At 64.0% G+C, this 18,672-nt stretch carries 17 protein-coding genes, 1 tRNA gene and 1 pseudogene; 16 read left to right on the forward strand and 3 right to left on the reverse strand.

Translation table 11 applies throughout. The annotated features are described in order from the left end of the window. Positions 1 to 97 precede the first annotated feature (97 nt). The 3 genes from Hrd1104_RS11480 to Hrd1104_RS11490 all read left to right on the forward strand — a co-directional run bounded on the left by Hrd1104_RS11480 (position 98) and on the right by Hrd1104_RS11490 (position 3,607). Entirely contained in the window at positions 98 to 982 is an 885-nt protein-coding gene (locus tag Hrd1104_RS11480; RefSeq protein ID WP_154552892.1) for a class 1 fructose-bisphosphatase, read from the forward strand. A gap of 373 nt (positions 983 to 1,355) precedes the next feature. After that, complete coding sequence (locus Hrd1104_RS11485; protein ID WP_154552893.1) at positions 1,356 to 2,735, forward strand: sugar porter family MFS transporter; 1,380 nt, start codon at positions 1,356 to 1,358, stop codon at positions 2,733 to 2,735. 203 nt (positions 2,736 to 2,938) lie between these two features. Continuing rightward, positions 2,939 to 3,607: an Sjogren's syndrome/scleroderma autoantigen 1 family protein gene (locus Hrd1104_RS11490; RefSeq protein WP_154552894.1), complete on the forward strand. Its 669-nt coding sequence runs from the start codon at positions 2,939 to 2,941 to the stop codon at positions 3,605 to 3,607. Positions 3,608 to 3,825: 218 nt separating this feature from the next. Here Hrd1104_RS11490 and Hrd1104_RS11495 read toward each other — a convergent pair. Both Hrd1104_RS11495 and Hrd1104_RS11500 read right to left on the reverse strand, forming a co-directional pair. Continuing rightward, positions 3,826 to 3,899 (reverse strand) — tRNA-Lys (locus Hrd1104_RS11495). Between the two features lie 34 nt (positions 3,900 to 3,933). After that, a complete protein-coding gene (locus Hrd1104_RS11500) occupies positions 3,934 to 4,632 on the reverse strand; it encodes a hypothetical protein (RefSeq protein WP_154552895.1) in 699 nt (232 codons plus the stop codon). 360 nt (positions 4,633 to 4,992) lie between these two features. Here Hrd1104_RS11500 and Hrd1104_RS11505 point away from each other — a divergent pair, with 360 nt between their 5' ends. From Hrd1104_RS11505 to Hrd1104_RS11545, 9 genes are all read left to right on the forward strand, one after another. Next, entirely contained in the window at positions 4,993 to 5,427 is a 435-nt protein-coding gene (locus Hrd1104_RS11505; protein ID WP_229770478.1) for a hypothetical protein, read from the forward strand. A gap of 89 nt (positions 5,428 to 5,516) precedes the next feature. After that, positions 5,517 to 7,292, forward strand: coding sequence for a nitrite/sulfite reductase (locus Hrd1104_RS11510; protein WP_154552896.1), 1,776 nt, complete (start codon positions 5,517 to 5,519; stop codon positions 7,290 to 7,292). Between the two features lie 71 nt (positions 7,293 to 7,363). Beyond that, positions 7,364 to 8,089 (forward strand): DUF6612 family protein, encoded by a 726-nt coding sequence (locus tag Hrd1104_RS11515; protein ID WP_154552897.1) that lies wholly within the window; start codon positions 7,364 to 7,366, stop codon positions 8,087 to 8,089. Between the two features lie 86 nt (positions 8,090 to 8,175). Beyond that, a complete protein-coding gene (locus Hrd1104_RS11520; protein ID WP_154552898.1) occupies positions 8,176 to 8,460 on the forward strand; it encodes a DUF6360 family protein in 285 nt (94 codons plus the stop codon). A gap of 223 nt (positions 8,461 to 8,683) precedes the next feature. Then, positions 8,684 to 9,463, forward strand: a complete 780-nt coding sequence (locus Hrd1104_RS11525) for an electron transfer flavoprotein subunit beta/FixA family protein (protein WP_154552899.1) — start codon at positions 8,684 to 8,686, stop codon at positions 9,461 to 9,463. Then, the gene (locus Hrd1104_RS11530) at positions 9,464 to 10,504 is read left to right on the forward strand and encodes an electron transfer flavoprotein subunit alpha/FixB family protein (RefSeq protein ID WP_154552900.1); all 1,041 of its coding nucleotides are present in this window, start codon (positions 9,464 to 9,466) and stop codon (positions 10,502 to 10,504) included. Between the two features lie 68 nt (positions 10,505 to 10,572). Next, positions 10,573 to 11,913: an FAD-dependent oxidoreductase gene (locus tag Hrd1104_RS11535; protein WP_154553249.1), complete on the forward strand. Its 1,341-nt coding sequence runs from the start codon at positions 10,573 to 10,575 to the stop codon at positions 11,911 to 11,913. A 4-nt stretch (positions 11,914 to 11,917) separates the two neighbouring features. Further along, positions 11,918 to 12,235, forward strand: coding sequence for a ferredoxin family protein (locus Hrd1104_RS11540; RefSeq protein ID WP_154552901.1), 318 nt, complete (start codon positions 11,918 to 11,920; stop codon positions 12,233 to 12,235). A 259-nt stretch (positions 12,236 to 12,494) separates the two neighbouring features. Further along, a complete protein-coding gene (locus Hrd1104_RS11545) occupies positions 12,495 to 13,472 on the forward strand; it encodes a nucleoside hydrolase (RefSeq protein ID WP_154552902.1) in 978 nt (325 codons plus the stop codon). Positions 13,473 to 13,507: 35 nt separating this feature from the next. Here Hrd1104_RS11545 and Hrd1104_RS13375 read toward each other — a convergent pair. Next, a pseudogene (locus tag Hrd1104_RS13375) lies at positions 13,508 to 13,666 on the reverse strand (ZIP family metal transporter); the annotation flags it as partial. A 476-nt stretch (positions 13,667 to 14,142) separates the two neighbouring features. Between Hrd1104_RS13375 and Hrd1104_RS11550 the strand changes: the two are divergent. The 4 genes from Hrd1104_RS11550 (at position 14,143) to Hrd1104_RS11565 (ending at position 18,670) form a co-directional block, all read left to right on the forward strand. Next, positions 14,143 to 15,081: an NAD(P)/FAD-dependent oxidoreductase gene (locus Hrd1104_RS11550; RefSeq protein WP_154552903.1), complete on the forward strand. Its 939-nt coding sequence runs from the start codon at positions 14,143 to 14,145 to the stop codon at positions 15,079 to 15,081. A 6-nt stretch (positions 15,082 to 15,087) separates the two neighbouring features. Further along, entirely contained in the window at positions 15,088 to 16,263 is a 1,176-nt protein-coding gene (locus Hrd1104_RS11555; protein ID WP_154552904.1) for an iron ABC transporter permease, read from the forward strand. Then, entirely contained in the window at positions 16,263 to 17,207 is a 945-nt protein-coding gene (locus tag Hrd1104_RS11560) for an ABC transporter ATP-binding protein (protein ID WP_154552905.1), read from the forward strand. Before Hrd1104_RS11555 ends, Hrd1104_RS11560 begins: the two co-directional genes overlap by 1 nt. A gap of 212 nt (positions 17,208 to 17,419) precedes the next feature. Beyond that, a complete protein-coding gene (locus Hrd1104_RS11565) occupies positions 17,420 to 18,670 on the forward strand; it encodes an ABC transporter substrate-binding protein (RefSeq protein WP_154553250.1) in 1,251 nt (416 codons plus the stop codon). Positions 18,671 to 18,672: the final 2 nt, after the last annotated feature.

Genomic DNA, 18,672 nt, shown 5'->3' on the forward strand with positions numbered 1-18,672 from the left:
ACTGTCTCGGCCCGCTGAGGGACAACTGCTTTTCTGAACGCTGTTAAGTCACTTTTTCGGAAGATTCATACTCGCGGTTGTGTTCCGATCACGTACGATGCCGGTCATCGACGCCGGAGCCACAGAGACGGATCCCGAGACGACCCGGACCGCCGTCACTCAGATTTTCACGACGGTCGCCGCAACAACTCCCGCCATCAGGGACGCGCTCGGATCCAACCGGCACGCAGTCGACTCCACCAATCCTAGCGGCGAGATCCAACTGGCCGCAGACACCTTCACGGATCGCGTCCTCGAAGAGCGCTTGCTCGCCCTCGAGGGCGTCGGTGCCTACGCCAGCGAAGAACGTGAGGGGGTGATCGGCGACGGCGACGGGCTCTCGGTCGCAGTCGACCCGCTCGATGGCTCGGGCAACCTGGCCTCGAACAACGGCCTCGGCACGGTCGTCGGGATCTACGACGCCCCCCTTCCCGCGGCAGGGGCGGACCTGATCGCCGCGGCAGTCGTCACCTTCGGCCCGACGACGGTGATGATCACTGCTCGTAACGACACGGTGACGGAGTATCTCGTCGAAGGCGGGACACCGACGGTCTTGCGTTCGGACGTGACTCTTCCCGACGAGCCGAGTATCTTCGCCCTCGGCGGTCGCGAGTGGGAGTGGGACGCGGACTTCCAGGCTTTCGCCGACGCGATCCGCAGCCAGTACAAACTCCGGTATACCGGCGCCGTGATCATGGATCTCCCGCGCATTCTCGAAAACGGCGGTATCTACGCGTACCCGTCGGTTTCGTCCCATCCCAACGGCAAGCCACGCCACCAGTTCGAAGCAGTCCCAGTCAGTTATATCGTCGAAGCCGCCGGTGGGGCCTCTTCGGACGAATCCGGTTCGTTGCTCTCCTCTGCTGTCGATGACCTCCACGCTAGGTCACCGCTGGCGATCGGCAACGAATCGCTGGTCGAGCGTTTCGAGGACGCCCGGTGAGTCCGCGCTTCGACACCAGCCGCTATCGGTTCGCGTAACTCTGGGGTTGTCCTGGTAGTTGCGCCCGATGGGTAACGCTGAGGACGGTTCCGGCCCCACCGTACCGGACGGACACTCGCCTCTTCTCGACGTCGTTCGGGAGCCGGACAACCGATCACGGTTCCACTGCGCGCGCGAGCCTATTCGCTGTCGATCGCCGAATCTATGGGACGACAATTCATTCCAACCCTCTCAAAAAGACGTCGAATACCTACTTCGAAATTTTATTTTTCGAGATCTTTTGCAAACTGAAGACGGACACAATCGTCTCTCACAGTATCACGCGGGAATCTTCAGAGGGCTTAACCGTGTCAATTGGCGAGCGCGGGACTGTATGTCGACGACAGCCGTGCACAACATATTGAGTGGCGACGGAGATCGATTCGTGTATCTCGTCTCCGCGATGGCAGCCTTGAACGGGCTGTTGTTCGGATTCGATACAGGCATTATTTCCGGGGCGATCTTATTCATCAACGAGAGCTTTTCGATGTCGCCTCTGGTCGAAGGCATCGTCGTCAGCGGTGCGATGGCCGGGGCGGCGACTGGCGCGGCGCTGGGCGGCCGACTCGCCGATCGACTCGGCCGCCGTCGGCTGATCATGCTGTCGGCCGGCGTGTTCTTCGCCGGTTCGTTCCTGATGGCGATCGCACCGACGGTGCCCGTCCTCGTGGCCGGCCGACTGATCGACGGCCTCGCGATCGGTTTCGCCTCGGTCGTTGGCCCGCTGTACATCTCCGAGATCGCGCCGCCACGGATCCGGGGCGCTCTCACCTCGATGCACCAGCTGATGGTCACGATCGGCATCCTCTCGTCGTACTTCGTGAACTACGCCTTCGCCGGCAACGGGGCGTGGCGCTGGATGCTCGGGGCCGGGATGGTCCCCGCGGTCATCCTCGGGATCGGCGTCCTGAAGATGCCCGAAAGCCCGCGGTGGCTCTACAGCCACGGCAAGCCAGAACGTGCCAGGGCTGTCCTCAATCGCACGCGACAGGGCGACGTCGAACAGGAACTCAGTGAGATCAAAGAGACCGTCGAGCGCGAGTCCGGGTCGAACCTCCGGCAGCTGCTTGAACCGTGGCTGCGCCCGGCACTCGTCGTCGGGATCGGCCTCGCAATTCTCCAGCAGATTACCGGTATCAACGCCGTGATGTACTACGCGCCGACGATCCTCGAATCGACCGGCTTCGGGAGTGCGGCCTCGATTCTCGCGACCGTCGGGATCGGCGTCGTCAACGTGGTGATGACCGTCGTCGCGATGGTGTACATCGATCGGGTCGGCCGCCGGGCGCTGTTGCTCGTCGGGACTGCCGGCATGACGGTCACGCTGGCGATCCTCGGGGTCGTCTTCTACCTGCCGGGTCTCTCGGGCGTGCTCAGCATCACCGCGACTGTCTGTCTCATGCTGTATATCTCCTTTTTCGCGATCGGGTTGGGCCCGGTGTTCTGGTTGCTCATCTCGGAGATTTACCCGCTTGCTGTCCGCGGGTCGGCCGAAGGGATCGCGACGGTCACCAACTGGGTCGCCAACCTGGCGGTCGCCCTCTCGTTCCCGATCCTGACTGCCAACGTCGGGCCGTCGGCGACGTTCTGGCTGTTTGGCGTCTTCAGTGCCGTGGCATTCGCGTTCACCTTCAAGCTCGTCCCCGAGACGAAGGGACGGACCCTCGAAGCCATCGAGAACGACCTCCGGGATAATATCTCGCTGACGGACTGACGTCGACGCGATTCAGCCGCCCGATATCGGGTATTCGACACCGACGCGTTCCCCCAACGCTGGGCACGACCGCGCCGTCTCCTCGCGGTCATTCGACAGCGACGGTTCCGGTCTTGCGTTTCTCGTGTGCCGGCCACACGCCGACGACAGTGCTGGGTGTGGGTCGCAACGTCTATGCCCGTTGGACGGCCCTAGATACGTATATGAGCGACTTCGACGAGGAAGCCGAGCGGGAACGACTCCGCGAGCAGTACGAGCAAGAGCAACGCAAGCGCGAGGCGACCGAACACATGAGTGACCTCCTGTTGAAGGGAGCGACGATGACCGACGCCCACTGTGATGCGTGTGGCGACCCTATTTTCCGGTACGACGGCCAGGAGTTCTGTCCCACGTGCCAGCAACCGGTCGGGGCCGAGGACGGGGCGTCGACCGACGAGCAGACCGACCAGCAGGCCCAATCCGCGGTCGACAGCACTCAAGCCGAAACGGACCACTCGAGCTCAACAGAGCACTCCGGTCCGGAGGTACAACCCGACGCTGCCGGTCAACCAACGGGACAGGGGCCGGCCGACGACCAGCGACCGTCAGCCCACGCGTCGACGGGCGATCGACCTGCCAACAGCGGGTCGGAACCGGATCCCGGTCGGGTCGAAGTGCCGACAGTCGACCCCACGACCGGTCGCGAGCAGGCCGAACGCGTGTCTGAGACGCCCGCAGGCGACCTCCAGACGGCCCGTCAATCGTTGCTCAGGACGCTGGCGACGTTCTCCAAGCAGGCCGAAGCGACTGACGACCCACGGCGGGCCCGAGACGCACTTGAAGCCGTCAGCGAAGCCGCGGACGCGTTGGCCGCACTCGATCAGGTTCGCTGACGGTCGCGCACGTTCGCTGATTCGCTCCTCTCCCTCTCCTTGATTCAATTCCATCATAGCGTATTCGTCGCTCGCGGTATGCTCGCGACAGAATACTACGGGCCGGATGGGAATTGAACCGGAACCAGAGGTTCCTGCTCGCTCCGCTGCGCGGGCTGCCACTGGTAGGGTTCAATTCCCTTGGCCGCATAGCTCCTCACGTCCGTTCGTCGCAATAGCGGGCCGGATGGGAATTGAACCCATGACCGTCTGGTTAAAAGCCAGACGCTCTGCCTGACTGAGCTACCGGCCCTCATCAGAGTCTGGGGGAGTCGCCGGCTAAGTCCTTACGGTTGTCGACGGTCGGACGCACCGACCGCGTCGTAATGTTCAGCCAGTGCCACAGCGATCAACTCGCCCGGTGACTCGTCCGCCAGTGACGCTCGCCGTCTGAGTTCGCAATACGCGTCGGTCGGGAGTGTTACACTGATCTCGCCCAACCGGTAGCCGGCACTCGCGAGTGCAGCCACTGGACTCGTCCCTTCGTTGATGTCACTCGCAAGCGAGCGCACCTCCCGGACGGTCAGTCCGTGATCCAGAACGGCAAACGCCAGGAGGAAGCGAGCGGTGCCACCGACGCGGGCGATATGCTTGGCCGCTGTCGGGGCGATTTCGCCTTTGGCGACGTGTCGCCGGATCGAGCGCGGCAGGTCGTGGACCCGGGACCACTTCCGGACGAACGAGACCGTGGTCTCGCCGCCGGCGCGTTCGGCAGCGGCCTTGTAGGAGCCGACGCCTCTGACCAGTGCCGCACAGGCGGCCGCACCGCGGAGCATGTACACGCTGTCTTCGTCGCCGACGGTGTTCTCGGCGAACGCACGGACGGTCTCGGCCGCCTCTCGCACGCTCTGTGGGTCGTCCGGATCGAACTTCACGGCCCGGTCAGCGTGCTCGCCGGTCGCGTCCGGGTCGCCACGAATCACCGGCTGGCCGACTGGTGATTCGCGGTCAGTTGGCAGGTCCGGCTCCGGCGTCTCGTCGCTCATTCGTGTGCGTTCCAGGGTATGCGGGGGTAAAAACGTCCGGTCGCCGGTCACTCGCGGGCGGCTTCGGCCTCTCGCTCCTCGGAGAGGTGCTCCCACACTTCGGCACAGCCACACCCATCCTCGACGTTGTCGAGGTGGTCGGTCTCCGTCTCACTCATCTGTCGATCCCTCCAGTCCGTGTTGGCCACGCCCAGCCGTGCCGGCGGCCGAGGCCTGTGGGACACTCACGTCGGCACTCTCGATCATCACTCTTCCATACCAGTCACAGGCGTATAAGGCCCCTCGCAGTGGTAATCACTACCCGAACTCCCGTCTAGGAACAATATCTGCCGCTATCAGTGACACAACACTCACCGCTGCTTGCCAGCGCTGGCCGCCGGGATGGCGACCCATTGGCGATACGCACTCGGCGAGCCCGTCCAACTGGCGGCGATGCTTGTCCGGGGCGACGCCTACACCAACGAGGCCCACGAACGTCCGCCAATGACGACTGCCGTGCGGATCTTAGACGACGGCGCCTGGATCAGCGTCGACGACGAGCGCGTCGTCTCCGTGAGCGAACTCTGGCAACTCGCCGACCACGACGTCTGTGGCTGTGAGACGGCTGACTTTCTGATCGAGGGATTCGTCGACGTCGACGCGGCCGGCCAATCTGTGCTCGTCCGGGCGGCCGGCCAGTGTGTGACGTGTGGCGACAGTGCCGTCTCCGGCTGGCTTCCTGTCGGCCGGATCGTCGGTCCGAATCGTCGCTTTGCCTCCCTCGATACGCGGGACGTTCGCATACCTCGCGCCTGAAACCAGCAACAATCGCTGCTTCTCGGGAGAGGGCGGGAGGCTTGACGAGATGACCGGTCGTTTACGTGGCCCAGTCTAGGGACGTGTACATGCCCACTGACGTCGAACGCTGGAAGGACGAGGCCTACGGGACGGAGATACGCGAGCATCTCATGGAGTTCGCCGCGGAGGGGTGGGACTCGATCCCCGAGGACGAACACGACGCCTGGTTCGAGCGCTTCAAGTGGTGGGGGCTGTACCACCAGCGAGCCGGCCAGGAGAGCTACTTCATGATGCGGATCGGGACGCCAAACGGCGTCATCGAACCGGGACAGCTGCGAGTCATCGGCGAAATCGCTAAAGAGTACGCGACTGGCCCCGCGGAAAACCCCGAATTCGGCGAGGCCTACTGTGACTGGACGACCCGCCAGTCGATCCAACTCCATTGGATCAAGCTGGAAGACGTTCCCGAGATCTTCGAGAAACTGGAGGACAACGGTCTCTCGACCCAGCAGGCCTGTGGGGACTCTTGGCGGAACATCGTCGGCTGTCCGGTCGCCGGCAAGGACACCCACGAGCTGATCGACGCCTGGCCGATCGCTCGGGACCTGCACGATACGTTCAAAGGCAACGAGGAACACACCAATCTCCCCCGAAAGTGGAAGGTCTCCGTGACTGGCTGTACGGAGGGGTGTGGCCAGGGCGACATCAACGACCTCGCGCTCGAACCCGCACGCAAGGAGATCGAGGGCGAGGAGGTTACCGGGTTCAACGTCCGGGTCGGCGGGGGCCTCTCACGGAAGGAACCCCGCCTGGCGCGGGACATCGACGTCTTCGTCCGGCCGGACAAGGCCGACGCCGTTGCTGGCGGACTCTCCGCGCTCTTTCGCGAGCATGGCGACCGCGAGAACCGCTACAACGCCCGCATCAAGTTCCTCGTCGACGAGTGGGGCGTCGAGAAGATCCGCCGGGTCCTCCAGGAGGACTTCGTGGACTTCGATCTCCACACCGCCGGCGAGGACCTGCGCGATGAGTATACCTACAATACCGGCTCCCAGGAGGGCCACAACGACCACGTTGGCGTCCACGAACAGGTCGACGGCAACTACTACGTCGGTCTGAACGTCCTCGTCGGCCGGATGGGTGCCGAGGACACCCTCGAACTGGCCGATCTCGCCGAGGAATACGGCAGCGGCGAAGTGCGGCTGACCCAGCGCCAGAACGTCATCGTCACGGACGTCCCCGAGGAGAACCTCGACGCGCTGCTGGACGAACCCCTCTTGGAAGACTATTCGCCAGACCCGTCGCCGTTCATGCGCGGCTCGATCGCCTGCACCGGGACGGAGTTTTGTTCGCTGTCGATCGTCGAGACGAAGAACCGCCAGGTTCGCTACGCCCGCTGGCTGAAAGAGAACGTCGAGTTGCCCGCCGATCACGAGGAGTTCCACATCCACCTCTCGGGGTGTACGGCCTCGTGTGCCCAACCCCAGATCGCCGACGTCTCCCTGCGCGGCATGAAGACCCGCAAGGACGGCGATCCGGTCGAAGCCCTGGATATCGGGCTGGGCGGCGGCCTGGGCGACGATCCGCGCTTTGCCGACTGGATCGAGATGCGCGTCCCCGCCGACGAAGTGCCGGGTGCTATCGCCAATCTCATCGAGAACTTCGAAGCCGAACGTGCCGATGGTGAGACCTTCCGGGAGTTCGTCGCGGCCCGCGACGAGGACGCACTCGGCGACCTGATCGACCCCGAGGAGACCGATTATCACGATCCCTACATGCACAACACGAAGAAGACGTGGTACCCCTACGCCGAGGACGACAGTATGGACGCCTCGCCAGCGCCGACCGATGGCCAGGGCGAGCCGTTACCGGTCGACGATTGAGCGGCCGTCGACCGAAGACTGGACCGATCAACCTGAAAACTTTTTTGTGGCGACTGGTACAGCCTCGATATATGCGATCGCGAGCCCTCCTCGTCGTCGCCCTGACAGTATTGGTCGCGTTGAGTGGCTGTTCGGCGTTGCCCGGCGGTGGTGGCGACGGCGGCCCGACTGGCGAAGTCGCGACGATCCAAGACGAGTCGATCGACGCCATCTCGGACATCTCGACTTACGAGTTCCACATGGAGATGTCGGCCACCGGTGACGGCCTGACGGTCGATGCGGAAGCCGACGGTGCGGTCAACGAGAAGACCCAGCGGATGCGCATGGAGATGACGATGGACGGCCAGGAGATCGTCCAGTACGTCGACGGGGCGACGATGTACCAGCAGACCAATGCGCTCTGGCGGACCCAGGACGTCTCCGAGCAGAACCTCTGGGACAGCGGAACCGTCCTGGAAACCCAGCGCGATCTCATGGACTCTTCGGACGTGACCCTGGAAGGAACGACCACGATCGACGGCACTGAGGTCTACGAGATCCGGATCGATCCCACAAAGCAGGCCGTCGAGGACCTGCTCAGCCAGCAGTCGGGGACCGGCCAACTCTCCGCGGGGGACATCGACGAGATCGAACTGACCCAGTACGTCCGCACGGACGACTCCCTCCCGAAGCGATCCGCAGTGAGCCTGACGGCCTCCGCCGAGGGCCAGACTGTCGACGTGGACGTGACGTACACGCTGGAAAACTACGGCACCGACGTCTCGATTTCCATCCCCGAGGAAGCGACGGCCAGCTGACGCCAAGGTGCGGTGGCCCGGAGACGTGGCCCCAGCCCGGTTGTCCCGGACGTCACGCCTAAGGCCGATCCACTATCACTGCCTCCATGGCCGATCGAATTCTCCCTGTGACCGCCTACACGACCTTCGACCTCTTGGACGCCCGTGTCGAGGGCCACGGGTTCGACGAGCGTGCGCCGGCCGTCCTGAACGTCCGGACCGACCGCGACAACCCCGAAACCGTCGATCTGCAACTGGAAGTCGACAACACCGCTGTCGATGCGATCGATGCCCACGCCGAGACGGTTACACTCACGCCTGCCCAGGCCCGCGAACTCGCCGACGAACTGCGCGACCACGCCGAGACCTGTCTATCGAACGACAAGAACTGAGTCACTTCGGTCCCGCGTCGCGACGAATATAAAAACGGACACGAACTGATTCGGCTCGATCGTCACCCAAATAACGGGGGGTCATAGAAACCGTGATGCATGCCGAATTCGGGCCGTTCGGTTCCCATGAGTTGAGAATAGCGCAGTCTTTTACTAATGTTAAGGACCGATCCTCCGCCGTGAATCGAATCGAATTCCCATTATATAGGGGGTCAAATCACTGATGACTGACGAATGGAACATCGTTGTCTGCGTCAAGCAGGTACCCGACGCCGACGAGGTATCGATCGACCCCGAGACGGGGATCCTCAACCGGGCGGACGCCGAAGCCGTGATGAATGGGCCGGATTACAACGCCGTCGAAGCAGCACTGCAACTCAGAGACACGGTCGGTGGCACTGTCACTGCCCTGACGATGGGGCCGGCAAGCGCGGACGACGTCTTGCAGGTCGCCGTCGGTATGGGTGCTGACGACGCCGTGTTGCTGACCGATCGGGCCTTTGGCGGCAGCGACACCTGGCCGACGAGCCTCGCGTTGGCCCGGGCGGCCGCGGAACTCGACGCCGACGTGGTCTTTGGCGGCGAGGAGACGACCGACTCCTCGACGGGCCAAGTCCCGCCGGGCATCGCCGCCCACAACGACTGGGCACAACTCACCTACGTCGAGGATCTCGAACCCCGGCCCGACGAGGACCAGCTCCTCGCCAAGCGTGATGTCGAGGGTGGCTACGAGCGGGTCGTGGCCGATCTCCCGGTGGTCGTCGCCATGGAGTTCGGCGAAAACGAGCCACGGACGGCCGGGCTCCACCGGCAGATCTACGCCGAGACGGACTTCGAACCGGTCGAGTGGTCTGCCTCTGACCTGGGGATCGAAGACGAGGTCGGACTGGCGGTCTCGCCGACACAGGTCGGCGGGATGGACACCGCCGAACCCGTCCCGCGTGAACAGGAAACGGTCGAGGAGGTCGAGGCACTGGCCGACCGCATCGTGGAGGTGCTCTAGATGGCAGCCGGCACAGACGCCGACACGGCGGCCGAGCTAGAAGCCCACGCCGACGTCTGGGTGTTCGTCGAACAGCACGCTGGCGACGTCGCCGGCGTCACCTGGGAGTTACTCGGCAAGGGCCGGGAGCTGGCCGATCAGAAAGACGAGGAGTTGGTCGCGTTGGTCATGGGCGAGGACGTCCGCGAGACGGACATCCCTCAGGAAGCGATCGCCCGCGGCGCCGATCGGGTACTCGTCGCGGACGATCCGGTCTTCGAACCCTACCGTGCTGACCCCTACGGCGAGCAGTTCCGCCACCTCGTCGAGGTCCGCAAGCCCGACATCGCGCTGATCGGTGGCACCCACACCGGCCGTGACTTCGCCGGTCGCGTGGCGGTACCAACCCACGCCGGACTGACTGCCGACACGACCGAACTGGAGATCACCGAATCCCAATACGAGATGCGCCGACCCGCCTTCGGTGGGGATGCCCTGGCCACGATCATCTGCCCGAACCACCGCCCGCAGATGTCGACCGTGCGCCCGGGCGTCTTCGACGCGCCCGAACCGGACGAGAGCCGCGAGGGCGCGGTCGAAGACGTCGAGGTCGTCGTCGGCGAGGACGAGACGCTCACCGAAGTGCTCGGCCGCGAGGTCGGTGACGTCGCGGACATCACCGACGCCGAAATCGTCGTCGCCGGCGGCATGGGTATCGAGGGTGACGTCGATCCGCTGTGGGAACTGGCAGACCTGCTCGGCGGCGAGGTCGCGGCGACCCGCGAAGTGGTCGAGGAGGGCTGGATCGAACCGGCCCGCCAGGTCGGCCAGACCGGCAAGACCGTCCGGCCGAAACTCTACATCGCCGTCGGCATTTCCGGGGCGATCCAGCACGTCGAAGGGATGGACGACTCCGAGACTGTCGTCGCGATCAACAACGACGCCAACGCGCCGATCTTCGAGAACGCTGACTACGGGATCGTCGCCGACTACGCCGAGGTGCTGCCCGAACTCATCGAGATGTTACGTGATCGCCTTGAGGCCGAGGAGGGAGAGCCATGAGCACTGACGCCCAGTCCGGCGAGGACGCCGGCGTCGAACCCGAACCCGAGGAGCGCGAGGGGCCGACGATGCCAACGCCGAAGACTGAGACGCCCAGCTACGACGGCGAGTTCGACGCGATCGTCGTCGGGGCGGGCCTGGCCGGCAGCACCGCTGCGCTGACGCTGGCCGAGGAAGGCAAGGACGTCATCATGCTGGAACGGGGCAACTCTCCGGGGACGAAAAACGTCTTCGGCGGGATCATGTTCACGCCCCGGATCCGGGAGTTGACTGACTTCGAGGACGCTCCCAAAGAGCGCTTTGTCGCCGAGAAGACCTTCTCGATGCTGTCTGAGGAGGGTGACGCGACCGAGATCTCGATGCGCCCCGACAGCTGGCGTGCGGAGCCACACAACGACTCCTGGATGGTCATGCGCGGGGACTTCGACGAGTGGTTCGCCGAGCAGGCCGTCGAGGCCGGGGCGACGCTGATCACCGAGACGACGGTGACTGATCTCGTCCGTGAGGACGGGGCGATCGCCGGCGTCGAGACCGACCGCCCGGACGGAACTCTCCAGGCGCCGACGGTCGTCCTCGCCGAGGGAGCCAACTCCCTCGTCAGCGAAGGGGCCGGCCTGGCCGATCCCCAGGAGCGCAAAGACGTTGCCATCTCCGCCAAAGAGGTCCGCAAGTACGATCGAGAGACCATCGAAGATCGCTTTCACCTCTCCGAGGAAGAAGGGGCCGCCATGCACTACTTTGGCGACGGTGCAGTCGGCGATGCCGTCGGCGGCGGGTTCATCTACACGAACAAGCGCACGCTCGCCATCGGCGTCGTCTACTCAATCGAAGACGCTGTCCACGACGAGCGGAGCCCCGACGAGGTGCTCGATGACTTCAAGTCACATCCGGCGGTCGCGCCGCTCATCACGGGCGGCCGGATGGTCGAGTACTCCGCCCACGCGATCCCCGAGGGCGGCCCGGAGGCGATGCCCGATCTCGTCCACGATGGCGCGGTCATCACGGGCGACGCGGCAGGCCTCGTCCTGAACAACGGCCTGCACCTGGAAGGGACGAACATGGCCGTCGAGAGCGGCTACCAGGCCGGCAAAGCCGTCGCCGACGCCTTAGAAGCCGGCCGGACCGACGCCAGCGCCCTCGCCGACTACGAGGATGCGCTGGCCGACTCCTACGTCATGGATAACCTGAACCACTACGGCTGGTTCTTGGACACCGCGGCCGAGGATCGACAGTTCCTCTTCGACGACCTGCCCAAAGCCTTGGCCGACGCCGAGGCCGAGTACTTCCGGATGGACGACGACCCCAAGACCCGCCACACGAAATCCGCCCGCAAGCGAGTTGTCTCCGCGATGGGCGGGTACCTGGGCGCAGCGAAGAAAGCCTGGAAATACCGCAAGCTGTTCCGCTAGACCCATGAGCGCACACCCATCAACCCCCGACGTCGAGCAGCCATCGATCGAAGACCGCCTGTACACGGTCAAATACGAGGATCCCGGCGACTCCCACCTGGACGTGGAACTGCCCGGGATCTGCGAGGAGAAGTGTGTCACCTACGACTGCGTCTCCGTCTGTCCCGCCAACGTCTGGCGGGAAGAGGACGACGAGGGCGTCCCGACCATCGCCTACGAGAACTGCCTCGAATGTGGCAGTTGCCGGTGGGCCTGCCAGCACGGCAACGTCGTCTGGGAGTACCCCGAGAATGGGAGCGGCGTCTCCTACAAACACGGGTAGCTCTTTCGACGCCCATCGGCTGGATCGGGCGCTTCGTCTGGGACAGCAGCCCGACGGCCAGTGACGCCTCGGCCCCTTGCAGCGGCGTCACCGCACACCCTGAGATGTGCACAGAGACACTTTCGCCTCGATGGCCTGCTCCCGGCCCGCGAAAGTGCTTGCGGAGACGAATCCACTGCCCAGGAACCGACGGGGGGCGAGTCCCTGCCAGCGCGGGGTGGGCCAAACAGTCATTTGTCCCCTGGCCCAGGCTTGGGGTATGACTCATCGAGACGAGCGATCGGTCATCATCGACACGGACACGGCTGGTGACGACACGCAGGCCCTGCTGATGGGGCTGTTGTCCGACCGCATCGACGTCACCGGCATTACGATCTGTGCCGGCAACGTCGCGTTCGACCGCCAGGTCGAGAACGCCAAACGGACCCTCGAACTCGCGGGTGCCGACGAGGACGTGACCGTCTACGAAGGCGCCAGATCGCCACTCCAGAAAGAGCACGAGCTCGCCCACCACATCCACGGGGAAGGTGGACTCGGTGGCGACCGTTTCCCCGAGACCGGAATCGAGTCGGGCGAGCAATTCGCCGTCGATTACATCGTCGAGCAGGCACGGGCGAACCCCGGCGAGATCACGCTCGCCTGTATCGCTCCGCTGACGAACCTCGCCCTCGCCTACAAGCAGGAACCGAACCTCGACGAGTTGCTCGACGAGGTTTGGGTGATGGGTGGGGCGGTTAATTGCTTGGGTAACATCACCCCGGCCGCCGAGTACAACTTTTGGGTCGACCCCGACGCCGCGAAGATCGTCATGAACAACTTCGACGTCACGCTGTTCGACTGGGGTCTGACGCTCCGTGATACCGAGTTCGGCCCCGAAACGCTCGAACGGATCGAAGCCGGCCCGGAGACACCGCTCACAACGTTCTATACCGACATCACGACACAGGTACGGCAATTCAATCGCGAGCGGATGGGCCAAGATGCCGTCACGCAGCCTGATTCGGCTCTGGTGGCGGCGCTGGTCGAACCCGATCTCATCGAGGAGACGGGGACGTACGCGGTCGACGTAGACGAACGCGAGGGGCTGACCCGCGGGTACACGGCGGTCGACGAACTGGGTGTCACAGCGGGCGAACCCCGGACTCGCGTCGTCGAAACATTCGATGGCGAACGCTTCGAGACGATGTTCCTCGAGATGCTGTTCGAGCAACGGCCCGACGCGGCCCTCGAAGCGTAACCGAGTATCTCGGTTGCTGTCTGATTCACCCAGCGCACGTTCAGATACAGAACCACGAGCACGCCGGCCGTCGTGGCACATGTCGCGACGCGTTCGTTACCGCAAGTGTCGGTTTCGGGAACGCTCTCGTCGCTAATGACGCCCAACATCGTGCCGCCGGCCAATCCCATCGCGTACGGCAGGAGTGACGTCGCGATCACGGTCCCGTCAACCAGCGCCCGGACGACGGTGTTTTCGCCCACGGGGTCGACGAAAGGATCGGTCACCATGGGTGATCGCGCTCTCGGGTCTGCATCGTGGGACCAATCGACTGGATATTGTGTGTCTGTTTTCCGTTACCAGTCGTCGTTCAGAAGGGCAGCCTGCCGGCGTTTGGAGCCGGGCCGGGGAGCGACCGGCGCCTACTCCAGAGAAATTTGGCTAGCCTAAAATCCGGAACGCATTTATATTCTTTAGGCTAGCCTAAAAACATGGATGAGGGAACGCGACCCGGCGAACCCGACGCCCAGAGCGCACGTCAACGGCGGCAAAACGAGCAGCGACGAGCGACGGACACGGTAGACCGACAGTCAGGGCGCTTGCGAGGCACCGACGGGCGCTCCGAGCGACGTCAACGCTACTCTGACGGAGTTAATCAGGTTCCGAACGCCGCCGCTGGTGACCGCAGCCCATGACTGACGCGACTGGCGGATCGGCTGGCGAGTACGACCACGACGTGGTCGTCATCGGTGGCGGCCCGGCCGGTTGCTCGGCCGGCATATTCACCGCCAGGTACGGCCTCGACACGCTGGTGTTCGACCGCGGCCGCTCCTCGATCCGGCGGTGTGCACATCTCGAAAACTATCCTGGCTTCCCCGCTGGCATCGACATCGAGACGTTCTACGGACGACTCCACGATCACATCCGTGAGGCCGGGTGTGCCCTTCGTGAGGACCTCGTCGAGTCCGTCACGGCCCTTGAGACTCCCGCAGCAGGAGGGTTCGTCGTCGATCCACAGGAGGGAGAGCAGGTTACGGCCCGTCGGGTAATCGCGGCGACGCGCTACGACGGGGAGTACCTCTGGCCCCTCGACGCCGACAGTGAGATGATCACCACCAGTGAGGACGATGGCGAGGAAACTGAACAGTTCAAGAGGGACTATCCCAACGCCGACGGCTCGACACCGATCGAGGGACTGTACGTCGCCACACCATCGGACGCTGACGAGCAAGCCATCATCGCCGCCGGCCGCGGGGCGGCGACGGCACGCACGCTCCTGCGGGATCACCGCCGCGCGTCAGGAATCCCGGAGACGCTGGCCGACCACTACGATTGGGTCCGCCGACGGGCACAACTGGACGAGGAGTGGCATGACCGCGAGACGTGGCGCGAGTATCTGGACGATCGCGTGGGGGAGGCGGCCGGTGAGACATGGACAGCGGCAACCAGGACGACCGAGATCGATCGCATCCTCGGGAGTTACATCGACGACGACGAGATCGCAAACCGCCGCGAACGTGGCCAGGATCGCCTGCTCGAACACGTCGACGACGAGCGGGTCCTCGCCCGTGCCCGCGAGATCGAGGCCGCCCGTGATGCCGACACCGAACGTGATAACGGAGGCGGGTGACTGACAATGGCGAGCGAATCAGCCACGGTCACGGATTCGATGTCCCGGCGCAATCGGGTGTTCGACTGGCTGTCGGGATCGCTATGGACGGTCGTCCTCGGCAGCCTCCTCGTCATCGCAGGGGGAACTCTGGTGCAGGTGAGTTACGGCGCGTTCTCGACGACGCCGATCGAAGCCTGGCGAGCCCTGTTCAATCCGGACGTTATCTTCACCCTGCAAACCTGGGAATCGCTCCTGCTGGGCGCCGAACTACCGGAGATGAACCGGCGGAGTCTGATCGTCTGGCAGATGCGGTTACCCAGGGTGGTCGTCGCCGTCCTGGTGGGGATGAACCTGGCCGTTTCCGGGGCAATCTTCCAGGCGGTGACCCGCAACGAACTCGCGAGTCCGTTCATCCTGGGCGTCTCCTCGGGGGCGGGCCTGATGATCCTCCTCGTGCTCGTGGTCTTTTCGGGTGCGACGCTGGTGATCCCGTACGTCCTCGGGTCCCTGAGGCTGGGAATCTCGTCGTTGCTCCCGATCATCGCCGCGCTGGGCGGGATCGGCGCGTTCCTGCTCGTCTACGTCATCGCCTGGAAGAACGGCACCTCTCCGGTCCGCCTGGTGCTGGCGGGAGTCATCGTCGGCACCGTCTTTCAGAGCCTCCAGACGGGACTGTTCTTCTTTGCGAGTGATATCGGCGTGGTCCAGTCGGCCATCGCCTGGACGACGGGATCACTCACCGGTGTCGAGTGGGAAGAGGTCAGGATGGTACTTCCCTGGACGATCCCCGTTGTCGTGTTCTCGGTGGTCAGTGCGAGACAGCTGAACGTCTTGTTGTTAGGCGAAAGTACGGCGTCGTCGCTCGGGATGAACGTCGAGCGAATGCGCTTTGCCCTCTCGGCGGTCGCGGTCGTGGCTGCCGCGGCAGCCATCGCAGTGGCGGGCATCGTCGGCTTCGTCGGATTGATCGTCCCACACATGGTCCGCAACGTCGTTGGCAGCGACTACAGGCGACTCATCGTCGGCTGTCTGTTTGCCGGCCCGGCGTTGATGGTGGCCGCCGACGTCGGCGCCAGACTGGGCCTGATGGTGCTTGCAGGCAGCAGCGAGCAGATGCCCGTCGGCATCGTCACCGGGCTGCTCGGCGGCCCGTACTTCCTCTACCTGATGCGAAAACAGGACACGATGGGTGAGATCTGATGACCGAGGATACGACCCCGCGACCGGATGGCGGTGCAAGCAAGGTGATCAGGGAACCGAAATCGCGAGAAAACGGCGAGACACCAGCTGATGGGGAGCAGACAGCCGACGGAAGTACCGACGGCAAGACGACAGCGAGCGAGTTCCGGGGCGAGGGGCTGGTCATCGGCTATCCGTCGAGCGAACAGCCGGTCATCGATAGGGAGTCGATCACCGTCTCGCCCGGTGAAGTGACTGCCCTGGTTGGTCCGAACGGGAGCGGCAAGAGTACGCTCCTGAAAGGGCTGGCCGATCAGCTTGCACTGGAATCAGGCGTCGTTCGTCTCGACGGGGCTGACATCCACGACATGGAGACCAAAGAACTCGCGCGGAAGCTCGGGTTGCTCTCCCAGGAGAGCGTCGCCCCGGACAGCATCACGGTGGAGCAGCTCGTCGAACACGGCCGGTACCCACATCGGGAGTTCTTTGACGGACTCTCGACGGCCGATCGGGAAGCGATCGACCGGGCAATCGAGCTGGCAGGGATCTCTCACTTGCGCGAGCGGCAGGTCGGACAGCTGAGTGGCGGACAACAACAGCTCGTCTGGATCGCCATGGTGTTGGCACAGGAGACGGATGTCCTGTTGCTCGACGAGCCGACAACGTTCCTCGACCTCCACCACCAACTCGAAGTGATGGAGATCGTCGAGGCGCTCCGGGACGACAGCGACATGACCATCGTGCTTGTCCTGCACGACATCCAGCAGGCTGCCCGGCACGCCGATCGCATGGTCGCACTCAAAGACGGCGAAATCAGGGCACGTGGGTCGCCCGAGGAGGTCATCACCGAAAAGCTCCTGGCGGAGGTCTTCGAGATCGACGCCGCGGTCGAGCGGACGCCCCGGGGACCACGGATCGAACCGCTCTGCCCCCGACACGAGGCTGATAGCGACGGTGAGACGTAATCGTCGAGCCCACCTGCCGGTCGGGCATCGACTGCCTCTCACCTCAGGCCGCCGGGACCGGATCGGGAGATCGATCGGCCGGTCCAGCCGAGCGCTGACAGAGTGGACCCAACAACCGGCTGTGAGTATTGCCTATTTTTGGCTCGCCTAAAATCAATAGCCTTTTCTTGGTTTAGGCTAGCCTAAAACCGATGGCAGACGATTCGAGCCCCATAGCAGACGAACCCGTAAAACGCAAGACACCGACCCGACGGGAGGCGATCAAATACGGCGGTACGGCACTCGTTGGCGGCCTGTTGGCCGGCTGTTCGAGCACTGCTTCAGACGATACAACCACCACTGACAGTCCCACAGAGACTGCTTCAGATGGCAGTCCCACAGAGGCCGCCTCAGATGCGACAGAAACAGAGACTGCAACCGAATCGAACAGCTACAGCGCATCGATCGCCCCGATGGGGACGGTCAGCCTAGAGGAGCCCCCGGAGACGGTCTTCACCCGGCTCACGCATCATGCCGACATGGCCTTCGCGCTGGGTCGCGGTGACACCATCACCGCGATGCACGCGCCGGACTACTACGATCGGTTGTGGAACCAATTCGTCGAACGACTACCCGGCGTCACCCTCGACTGGGAGGGGCTGTACTCCTCGTGGCAGCCCAGCAAAGAGAAGCTCTACGAACTGGATAGCGACATCCACCTCGCGGACCCAGCCTGGATCACGAAACAGGACAACTGGGATCCGGCCGACATCGCGGAGATCACGAGCGGTGTCTCGCCCTGGTTCGGGAACTCGCTAAGTGATACCCATCAGGAGCCCCCTGAGTCCTACGCCGAGGGCTACGAGTACTACACGCTGTGGGAGCAGTTCGAACGCGTCGCGCAACTGTTCGGCGAAGAAGACCGGTATCAGGCACTCGCGACGGTGTACGATGACCTGACGGGAACCATCGACGAGAAGCTACCCGCAGAGTCCGAAAGACCCTCGGCCGTGATGATCGCCGCTCAGGACCTCGAGGAGATCTACGCCTACAGGCTCAGTGACCCCGGATACCTGACTTCACACACCCGCCCGTTCGGTGCCAGGGACGCCTTCGAGGGTGAAGTCGAGTCCGCGTCGGTCGTCGATTACGAGGTGTTGCTCGAGGCCGACCCGGACGTGATCTTGCACCTGGGTGGGTTCGAGCCGAACACGGACATCGCCGCGCGTCGTGAGGAGTTCCGGTCCGATCCAGTCGCCGGCGAGATCACCGCCGTCCAACAAGCCCGGGTCTACCCTCAGGGTGCCCGGTATCAGGGCCCCATCCTCAACCTCTTCCAGTTGGAGATGACGGCCAAGCAACTGTATCCTGACCAGTTCGGGGCCTGGCCCACCTACACTGAGGGCCCCTATCCCGAGATCGACCCCGAGGAGCAGCTGTTCGACCGCAAGCGGGTCGCTGACGCCATCAACGGAGACATCTGAGC

Source organism: Halorhabdus sp. CBA1104, assembly GCF_009690625.1.
In the GTDB taxonomy this organism is placed as follows: domain Archaea; phylum Halobacteriota; class Halobacteria; order Halobacteriales; family Haloarculaceae; genus Halorhabdus.

What these genes read in the sequence shown, in the direction of transcription:
- Hrd1104_RS11520 (WP_154552898.1), top strand. Translation starts at nt 8,176, where the DNA reads ATGGCCGATCGAATTCTCCCTGTGACCGCCTACACGACCTTCGACCTC.
- Hrd1104_RS11535 (WP_154553249.1), top strand. Translation starts at nt 10,573, where the DNA reads ATGCCAACGCCGAAGACTGAGACGCCCAGCTACGACGGCGAGTTCGAC.
- Hrd1104_RS11555 (WP_154552904.1), top strand. Translation starts at nt 15,088, where the DNA reads ATGGCGAGCGAATCAGCCACGGTCACGGATTCGATGTCCCGGCGCAAT.
- Hrd1104_RS11485 (WP_154552893.1), top strand. Translation starts at nt 1,356, where the DNA reads ATGTCGACGACAGCCGTGCACAACATATTGAGTGGCGACGGAGATCGA.
- Hrd1104_RS11490 (WP_154552894.1), top strand. Translation starts at nt 2,939, where the DNA reads ATGAGCGACTTCGACGAGGAAGCCGAGCGGGAACGACTCCGCGAGCAG.
- Hrd1104_RS11530 (WP_154552900.1), top strand. Translation starts at nt 9,464, where the DNA reads ATGGCAGCCGGCACAGACGCCGACACGGCGGCCGAGCTAGAAGCCCAC.
- Hrd1104_RS11510 (WP_154552896.1), top strand. Translation starts at nt 5,517, where the DNA reads ATGCCCACTGACGTCGAACGCTGGAAGGACGAGGCCTACGGGACGGAG.
- Hrd1104_RS11540 (WP_154552901.1), top strand. Translation starts at nt 11,918, where the DNA reads ATGAGCGCACACCCATCAACCCCCGACGTCGAGCAGCCATCGATCGAA.
- Hrd1104_RS11550 (WP_154552903.1), top strand. Translation starts at nt 14,143, where the DNA reads ATGACTGACGCGACTGGCGGATCGGCTGGCGAGTACGACCACGACGTG.
- Hrd1104_RS11525 (WP_154552899.1), top strand. Translation starts at nt 8,684, where the DNA reads ATGACTGACGAATGGAACATCGTTGTCTGCGTCAAGCAGGTACCCGAC.
- Hrd1104_RS11545 (WP_154552902.1), top strand. Translation starts at nt 12,495, where the DNA reads ATGACTCATCGAGACGAGCGATCGGTCATCATCGACACGGACACGGCT.
- Hrd1104_RS11500 (WP_154552895.1), bottom strand. Translation starts at nt 4,632, where the DNA reads ATGAGCGACGAGACGCCGGAGCCGGACCTGCCAACTGACCGCGAATCA.
- Hrd1104_RS11515 (WP_154552897.1), top strand. Translation starts at nt 7,364, where the DNA reads ATGCGATCGCGAGCCCTCCTCGTCGTCGCCCTGACAGTATTGGTCGCG.
- Hrd1104_RS11560 (WP_154552905.1), top strand. Translation starts at nt 16,263, where the DNA reads ATGACCGAGGATACGACCCCGCGACCGGATGGCGGTGCAAGCAAGGTG.
- Hrd1104_RS11480 (WP_154552892.1), top strand. Translation starts at nt 98, where the DNA reads ATGCCGGTCATCGACGCCGGAGCCACAGAGACGGATCCCGAGACGACC.